The sequence below is a fragment of the Campylobacter sp. CNRCH_2013_0898h genome, assembly GCF_025772965.1.
In the GTDB taxonomy this organism is placed as follows: domain Bacteria; phylum Campylobacterota; class Campylobacteria; order Campylobacterales; family Campylobacteraceae; genus Campylobacter_D; species Campylobacter_D lari_D.
This window is the reverse complement of the sequence record NZ_JAKMTD010000011.1, coordinates 37,341-44,665: the sequence shown is the minus strand read 5'-3', so window position 1 is coordinate 44,665 and position 7,325 is coordinate 37,341. Positions and strand designations below refer to the sequence as shown.

Genomic DNA, 7,325 nt, shown 5'->3' with positions numbered 1-7,325 from the left:
TAGTTTTACAAAATAAAAAGAAGGTTTTAGTATTTATTAAGTGGTAGAAAATCAGAAAAGTTATTTAGAAATTTTATTTAGTAGTAATACTTTAATTTAATATTTTTAATTAGCCATAGTTGATATTTTTGGTTTTTGATATAAAATATTAATTTTTATAATGTATTGTATCTTTTTTATTTTTGGAGGATATATGAAAAAATTATTTTTAACTTTAACGCTTGGTTTTACAAGCTTATTGGCTAATGAAAAAATATTAAATATTTACGAAAGTCCCACTTGTGGATGTTGCGATCTTTGGGCTAATTATATGAAAGATAAAGGCTATAAAGTACAAATACACAAAAGTGAAGATTTTTTAAAAATAAAAGAAAAAATGAATATTCAGCCTATGTATCAAAGCTGTCATACTGGCGTGATTGATGACTATGCTATAGAAGGGCATGTTCCTGAAGATGCAGTTGCTTGGCTTTTGGAAAATAAACCTGAGGATGTTATAGGTATTTCTGCTCCTGGTATGCCTCAAGGAAGTCCTGGAATGGAACAAGGTTATGAAGAAGAATATCCTGTAGTTTTGATGCTTAAAAATGGAGATTATAAAATTTATGGGATCTATAAAGGACATAATTTAATCAAGACAAACTAAGTAAAATTGCTTAGTTTATTTTGTATATTAAAGGTATTCTTATATGAAAAGTTTTTTCATATTGTGGAAAATTCTTAGATGCTATGCGTATAGTTTCTAAGGCACTATCATTTAATAGTTTATATTTTGATGGTTTTAATATTTTTAAGTTTAATAAGTTTTTATCCTTAGTCCATGTGAATTCTACTAAAATTTCACCACTCATCCGCATTTTTCGAGCTTGCCTAGGATAAATTAAAGCTTTATCTATAGCTTGCTTAACTTCTTTTAAAAGTTCATTGTTATTAGTTAAAGATATACTTTCTTGAGAATTTATCAGGATGTTTTTTTCTTGAGATGTTATTTTTTGAGATTTTATTTCCTCTTTTAATCGATTTGTTGCTTTAGTATCGGTTGAAGTATTTATTTTTTTAGGTTGAACGATAGGTTTTTCTTTTACTTGTTCTATTTTTTTTATTTTTTCTTGTTTAGATTGTTCGTTTTTTACTTTAGGAGAATCTTGTAAAAATTGTTTTATAGCTATATTAAATTTTTCTTCCTTTGTAGTGTTATGTTGTATATGTAAAAAATTCTTAGTATAAAGAAAAACAAAAAGTAAAGGTAAAAAGATAAATAAAGTAATGAAAAATGATTGATTTTTATGATTACTTATAAAAGTCTTCATCTTTTGTGCTCTGTTAAAATTTGAAAATTTTCATGATTTTTATTTTTTAAAATATCAATAATTTTTACAAAGCTTTCAAATTTTGCCTCTTTATCGCTTTTTAACTCTACTAAGGTTTTAGAATTTATAGTGTCAAATTTTTCTTTTATTTCTTCTATGGAAACTGTTTTTCCATCGATATAAAATTTATTTTCTTTATCGATTAAGATGCTTATTTTGTCTTTATTTTCACTTATGGAATTTGAATTTTCACTTTGAGGTAGATTGATTTTGATTTCACCATGCGCGATAAAGGTGGATATGCTTAAAACAATAGCAAGTAAAACAAGCATTATGTCTATAAAAGGAATGATGTTTAAGCCTTCATTTTTTGGTAATTTAAGCATTTTTATCCTTAAAAATACGATATGCATTACTCAAGGTTGATATTTTTCTAAGTAATCCATTATAAGCCATTAAAGAAGGAATAGCAACTAAAATTCCTAATGCTGTAGCCTTTAAAGCTAGCGATAAGCCAATAACAATAGATTTAACATCAATATTCCCACTTGCTCCCATGTCGTAAAATGTAATCATAATCCCTACTACAGTTCCTAAAAGCCCTACATAAGGAGCATTAGTGTAAATGATATAAAGCATAGTAAGATTTTCACTAATTGCATCATCAAATTTTTCTTGGCATTGATAATCATTTAGTTTAATTTTTCTAAAAAATAAGATGCGTTCTATAGTGCACCATATAGCAATAAATGCCATTATCCCTAAAACAATAAATATAATTAAGTCAATATAAGTTTTTAAAAATTCCATCATATCCTCATCCTAAAATTTTTTGTGATTATATAGCTAAAAATTAAATTTTTTATTAATAACAATTATCATAATTGATACAATAAATTTATTTTAAATTAATAATTATTATCATAATATTCCAACTTTGAAAATTTGTTTATCAAGAAAGGAAATAATGAAAAAACATTGTTTATCGTTTTGTGTTGCTAGTTTTTTGGTCTGCAATGCTTTATCACAAGAAGTTTTATTAGATAGCTCCATAGTAAGTGCTTCGGGTTTTTCTCAAGATATCAAAGAAGCCCCTGCTACTATAAATGTGATTAGCAAAAAAGATTTAGGAGGTAAGCCTTATAGAGATGTTGCCGAAGCTATTGCTGATATTCCTGGTGTAGATTTATTTGCTAGCAAGGGAAAAACTGGATCTTATAATATCACCATGAGAGGTATTACTGGATATACTTTAGTTTTGATTGATGGGCGTCGTCAAGGAATAGGTGGAGAAGTAGGACCTAATGGTTTTAATGAAATTTCAAATTCATTCTTACCACCAATTTCTAGTATAGAAAGAATAGAAGTAATAAAAGGGCCAATGAGCACTTTATATGGTTCTGAAGCTTTGGGTGGTGTTGTAAATATCATCACAAAAAAAGTAAGCGATAAATGGGAAACATCAGTTAGTTTAGATAGTATTTTTAATGCACATAAAGAATGGGGTAATACTTATGGCACAAGTATATATTCAAGCGGCCCGTTGATGAATGATCGCCTAGGATTAACCTTACGTTTTAGAGAGTTTTATAGGGAACAATCTAATGTTGAATTTAGTAATGGGAGTGGACAAAGAGTGCAAGGTGATCAAGCACAAAGTCCTACAAAAGCTAATAATTTTAATTTAGGAACTAGGTTAAATTACTTAGTAGATGATTATAATACTTTGATATTTGATATTGATTTTTCAAGAAATCACTATGATAATAAAAAAGACCAACTGGGCACATTAACAAAACCAACAGATAAAAATGATGGCTCTTTAACAGGTGGTTATACAGACACTATGCAAGTGGATAAGTTGGTAACTTATTTAAGTCATGAGGGTGTATATGAAGATTTTTCGATTACTTCTACCTTGCAGTATAACCGTGTAAGTAACGATGGGCGTGAGGTGGTTGGCCAGGCAAATCAGTCATTTTTAGGGCAAAATAGAGATATAGTTGCTGAAGATATTATCGTAGATACAAGATCAGTTATTCCTTTAGGTCAAAGTCATATTTTAAGCGTGGGTGGTGAATATAGACTTGAAAAAATGCAAGATAAAATCGCTAATCCTACGAATTTTGATCAGTATTTATTAGCTTTTTTTGCAGAAGATGAATATAGCATAAGAGATGATTTAAGATTTACTTTTGGAGCAAGATATAATTATCATGAAATTTTTGGAAATAATATTTCACCAAGGGCTTATTTGGTTTATAATCCTACTAGCGAGCTTACTTTAAAGGGTGGTGTTTCAACGGGCTTTAGAACTCCATATGCTAATAGATTGATAGCTGGTGCTTATAATTATAGTGGACAGGGTAAGTACCCTATGTATGGAAATCCGAATTTAAAAGAAGAAACATCGCTTAATTATGAATTAGCTGCTGTTTATAATAATGACTTATTCTATATTTCAGCTACTGGGTTTTTGACAAATTTTAAAGATAAAATTTCTAGTCAAAAATTCGACAAAGATAGTATGATTTCGGGTATTGGAAAATGTGAAGCTGAGTCTTGTTATCAAGCGATTAATCATGGCAAGGTTGAATACAAAGGCATAGAGCTTGGAGCGGGGATTACTCCTATAGATCATTTAAATTTAGATTTAGCTTATACTTATCTTGATAGTGAAGTAAAAGATGCACAAGATAAAACTGTGATAGGAAAGCCAGAAATTGATAGTCTAAAACACAATATCATGCTAAAAGCAAGTTATAATATCTTTAATAAATTTTCTCCATGGATAAAAGGCGAATGGCAAATAGATCGATATATGGGTGATACAAATATTAATAGAGAATATTACCAAGATGTCTTTTTAGCTTCTATGGGTGTGCGTTATGATATCAATAAAAATTGGAATATTAATGCAGCAATTTATAATCTTTTTGATAAAAGTTTTACAAATGATTGGGAATCTTATAAAAACAAAGGTGAAGATACTTGGGTAAATACTTATAATCGTATAGAAGAGGGAAGAAGAATTTATATTTCAATCAATGGTAGTTTTTAATTTTGTATTGTCGGAGAACCAAAGAGCTTGATAAGAGCTTCTTTGGTTTCGTCTTTAGGATCGTATTTTTTAGCGTCTTTTTTAAAATTTTCAAAATGCTCATTTAAATTCGGAGTACTTTTTATTTCTTGTTTTATAGGAGTTTTGAATATATCTTGTAATTTTTGGGTATCTATAGTTTCTATTTTTTGAATTTTAATTTGTGTTTTTTCTCCAAAAAGCTCATGAAGCAAGACTTTGATTAATTTAAAGCCATTGTTTAGGGTTTTTCTATCATCATCTTTAGCATGTGAGCTAATACTTAAAATATCATCTTCAAAGGAAATAAACTGCGTGGTTTTTTTGAAAACTTCAGCTAAATCATAATCTCTTTTGTAAATAGCTTTTAACAAACTTTCATAAGGATTAAGTTTTTCTTCTTTAATTGTTTGTGTAGAAAGAATTTCTTGTTGTTTTGGGCTTGGTGTGTTATCTTGTTTTGGGCTTTTACTATAAATAGCCTCATCAATACTTTTTAGATAAGTTGCTTCTATAAGCATGAAAGCCATAACACAAAGTACAAAACTATCATCATCGCTAGAATTTAACATAGTCTTAGCACGCGAAAGAATTCTAAAAAATCTTTCGTAAATTAACATAGAAAAAAGATTGTTTTTAGCAAAAAATGCTTCTTTTAAAAAAAATATCATCTCATCGATGACATTGCTTGCCTCGTAATCTTCAAATTCTTTTAAAAACTCAAGAACTTTATCTTTATCGCTAGCTAAAATGGCTTGATAAAATTCTTCAATTTTAGATGGATCTAAAAAGCCTAGCATCGCAGTAATTTTTTGTGTTTGTATATGATTTTGACAATATACTATGGCTTGATCTAATAAAGTTAGAGTATCTCTTAAAGAACCGTTTCCACTTCTTGCTATGAGTTTTAAAGCTTCTTTTTCATAATTGATATTTTCTTTTTCTAAAATCCACTCAAGATGATTTAAGATATCGTGAATAGAAATTTGCTTAAATCTAAAATGCTGTGTTCTTGAAAGAACCGTAGCAGGAAGTTTTAAAGGGTCAGTTGTTGCTAGTATAAATTTTACATAGCTTGGTGGTTCTTCCAAGGTTTTAAGCAAGGCATTTGCTGCTTGTGGGGTAAGCATATGCACTTCATCGATAATAAAAATTTTAAACCTAGCTAAAGATGGAGCGTATTTAACTTGCTCGATAAGCTCTTGAATATCTTCTAAGCTTCTATGGCTTGCAGCATCCATTTCTATAATGTCTATATTAGAGCCACTGAGTGAAGATAAACATTGAGAACATTCTCCACAAGGATTAGCACTTGGTCCTTTTTCGCATACTAGGGCTCTTGAAAAAATTCTTGCACTTGAAGTTTTTCCACTTCCGCGTAATCCTGAAAATAAATAAGCATGTGCTAAGCGGTTATTTTCAAGAGCATATTTTAAGCTTGTAGAAACAGTATTTTGCCCTACAAGCTCATTGAAATTTTTTGGTCTGTATTTAACAGCAAGAGCTTGGAGCATTACTACTCATTCATGATAGATAATAACTCTTCATTGCTTTTGGTTTTTAGCATTTTAGAGTATAAGAATTTTAAAGCTTCTATATCATCCATTTGTGAAATAGCTGATCTAATCGCCCAAATTTTTTGAAGTTTTTCAACACCTTGGAGTAATTCTTCTTTTCTAGTACCTGATTTTATAATATTAATTGCAGGGTAAATTCTTCTGTCTGAAATATTTCTATCAAGAACGATTTCGCTATTTCCTGTTCCTTTAAATTCTTCAAAAATCACTTCATCCATTCTTGAGCCTGTTTCTATCAAAGCAGTTGCTATGATGGTTAATGAGCCACCATGTTCTATATTTCTAGCTGCACCAAAAAAGCGCTTTGGCTTATGCAAGGCATTTGCATCAACCCCGCCACTTAAAACTTTACCACTGCTTGGTGTGGCAGTATTATAAGCTCTTGCTAATCTTGTAATAGAATCAAGTAATATAATGACATCTTTACCTGTTTCTACCATCCTTTTTGCTTTTTCTATAACAAGTTCAGCCACTCTAACATGATTATAGGCAGGTAAGTCAAAAGTAGAGCTAAAAACCTCGCCTTTAACACATCTTTGCATATCTGTAACTTCTTCAGGGCGCTCATCTACTAAAAGTACAATCAAATGAGCCTCCGGATGATTTTTAGCAATAGCGGTAGCTAGTTCTTTCATTAACTCAGTTTTACCAGTTCTTGGAGGTGCTACGATTAAGCTTCTTTGACCTTTTCCAATAGGAGCAAACAGATCAAGCATTCTACCTGTTAATTTTAAAGGATCATATTCTAATTTGATTTTTTCAGTTGGAAAAATTGGAGTAAGATTGTCAAATAAAGGTCTTTCTCTAGCTTCTTTTAATGGAAGATAGTTGATTGCTTCAATTTTTAATAAAGCATAGTATTTTTCTTGATCTTTTGGCTCTCTAACTTGACCAGTAACTATATCTCCTACACGCAGAGCAAATTTGCGAATTTGTGAGTTTGATACATAAGCATCATTTACACTATCGCTTAAATTTGAGTCCATTCCACGTAAGAATCCATAACCTTCAGGCGAAATTTCTAAAATTCCTGTAAAGAGTATAAAGCCACCTTTTTTTGTTTGTGCTTTTAGAATTTCAAAAATAAGATCTTGTCTTCTAAATTCTCTCGGATTTTCTATTTCTGCTTCATTTGCTATTTTTACTAAGCTTTCTAAATCAAGCAACTTTAAATCTTCTATTTTATAACCTTCAACAGGAATGTGTGTTCTTTGGTGTTGTTTCTTTTCTTTTGTATTTTCCATATATCCTCATAAAATGTAGAAAATGTAGTTTTTGTTTTAGTTTATTCAAAAAAGATTTTATTAAAAAAAATACTTTTTTGTCAAATTTTGGAAATTATAATATAGCTTTGTAAAT

7 protein-coding genes are annotated in these 7,325 nt (G+C 29.6%); 2 read left to right on the top strand and 5 right to left on the bottom strand.

The window, feature by feature from the left end:
- The first annotated feature begins 193 nt into the window (after positions 1-193).
- Positions 194-646: a DUF411 domain-containing protein gene (locus L8X50_RS07020; RefSeq protein ID WP_220567152.1), complete on the top strand. Its 453-nt coding sequence runs from the start codon at positions 194-196 to the stop codon at positions 644-646.
- Between the two features lie 10 nt (positions 647-656).
- Here L8X50_RS07020 and L8X50_RS07015 read toward each other — a convergent pair whose 3' ends face one another.
- From L8X50_RS07015 to exbB, 3 genes are read right to left on the bottom strand one after another with little or no spacing between them, the layout of a single operon-like run.
- Positions 657-1,310, bottom strand: a complete 654-nt coding sequence (locus tag L8X50_RS07015) for an energy transducer TonB (protein ID WP_220567153.1) — start codon at positions 1,308-1,310, stop codon at positions 657-659.
- A complete protein-coding gene (exbD, locus tag L8X50_RS07010; protein WP_263660767.1) occupies positions 1,307-1,696 on the bottom strand; it encodes a TonB system transport protein ExbD in 390 nt (129 codons plus the stop codon). The genes L8X50_RS07015 and exbD overlap by 4 nt, the downstream gene beginning before the upstream one ends.
- Positions 1,689-2,120 (bottom strand): TonB-system energizer ExbB, encoded by a 432-nt coding sequence (gene exbB / locus L8X50_RS07005; protein ID WP_149062773.1) that lies wholly within the window; start codon positions 2,118-2,120, stop codon positions 1,689-1,691. Before exbB ends, exbD begins: the two co-directional genes overlap by 8 nt.
- A 157-nt stretch (positions 2,121-2,277) precedes the next feature.
- Between exbB and L8X50_RS07000 the strand changes: the two genes are divergently transcribed.
- Positions 2,278-4,371, top strand: a complete 2,094-nt coding sequence (locus tag L8X50_RS07000) for a TonB-dependent receptor domain-containing protein (RefSeq protein WP_263660766.1) — start codon at positions 2,278-2,280, stop codon at positions 4,369-4,371.
- Here the strand turns inward: L8X50_RS07000 and L8X50_RS06995 are convergent.
- Complete coding sequence (locus L8X50_RS06995) at positions 4,368-5,903, bottom strand: DNA polymerase III subunit gamma/tau (protein WP_263660765.1); 1,536 nt, start codon at positions 5,901-5,903, stop codon at positions 4,368-4,370. The two genes, L8X50_RS07000 and L8X50_RS06995, sit on opposite strands and share 4 nt — an antisense overlap.
- A 2-nt stretch (positions 5,904-5,905) precedes the next feature.
- Entirely contained in the window at positions 5,906-7,210 is a 1,305-nt protein-coding gene (gene rho / locus L8X50_RS06990) for a transcription termination factor Rho (RefSeq protein WP_039617780.1), read from the bottom strand.
- Positions 7,211-7,325 lie beyond the last annotated feature (115 nt).

Excerpts from the sequence above, each read along its gene's own strand:
- L8X50_RS07020 (WP_220567152.1), top strand. The coding sequence starts at position 194 with ATGAAAAAATTATTTTTAACTTTAACGCTTGGTTTTACAAGCTTATTG.
- L8X50_RS07015 (WP_220567153.1), bottom strand. The coding sequence starts at position 1,310 with ATGAAGACTTTTATAAGTAATCATAAAAATCAATCATTTTTCATTACT.
- exbD (WP_263660767.1), bottom strand. The coding sequence starts at position 1,696 with ATGCTTAAATTACCAAAAAATGAAGGCTTAAACATCATTCCTTTTATA.
- exbB (WP_149062773.1), bottom strand. The coding sequence starts at position 2,120 with ATGGAATTTTTAAAAACTTATATTGACTTAATTATATTTATTGTTTTA.
- L8X50_RS07000 (WP_263660766.1), top strand. The coding sequence starts at position 2,278 with ATGAAAAAACATTGTTTATCGTTTTGTGTTGCTAGTTTTTTGGTCTGC.
- L8X50_RS06995 (WP_263660765.1), bottom strand. The coding sequence starts at position 5,903 with ATGCTCCAAGCTCTTGCTGTTAAATACAGACCAAAAAATTTCAATGAG.
- rho (WP_039617780.1), bottom strand. The coding sequence starts at position 7,210 with ATGGAAAATACAAAAGAAAAGAAACAACACCAAAGAACACACATTCCT.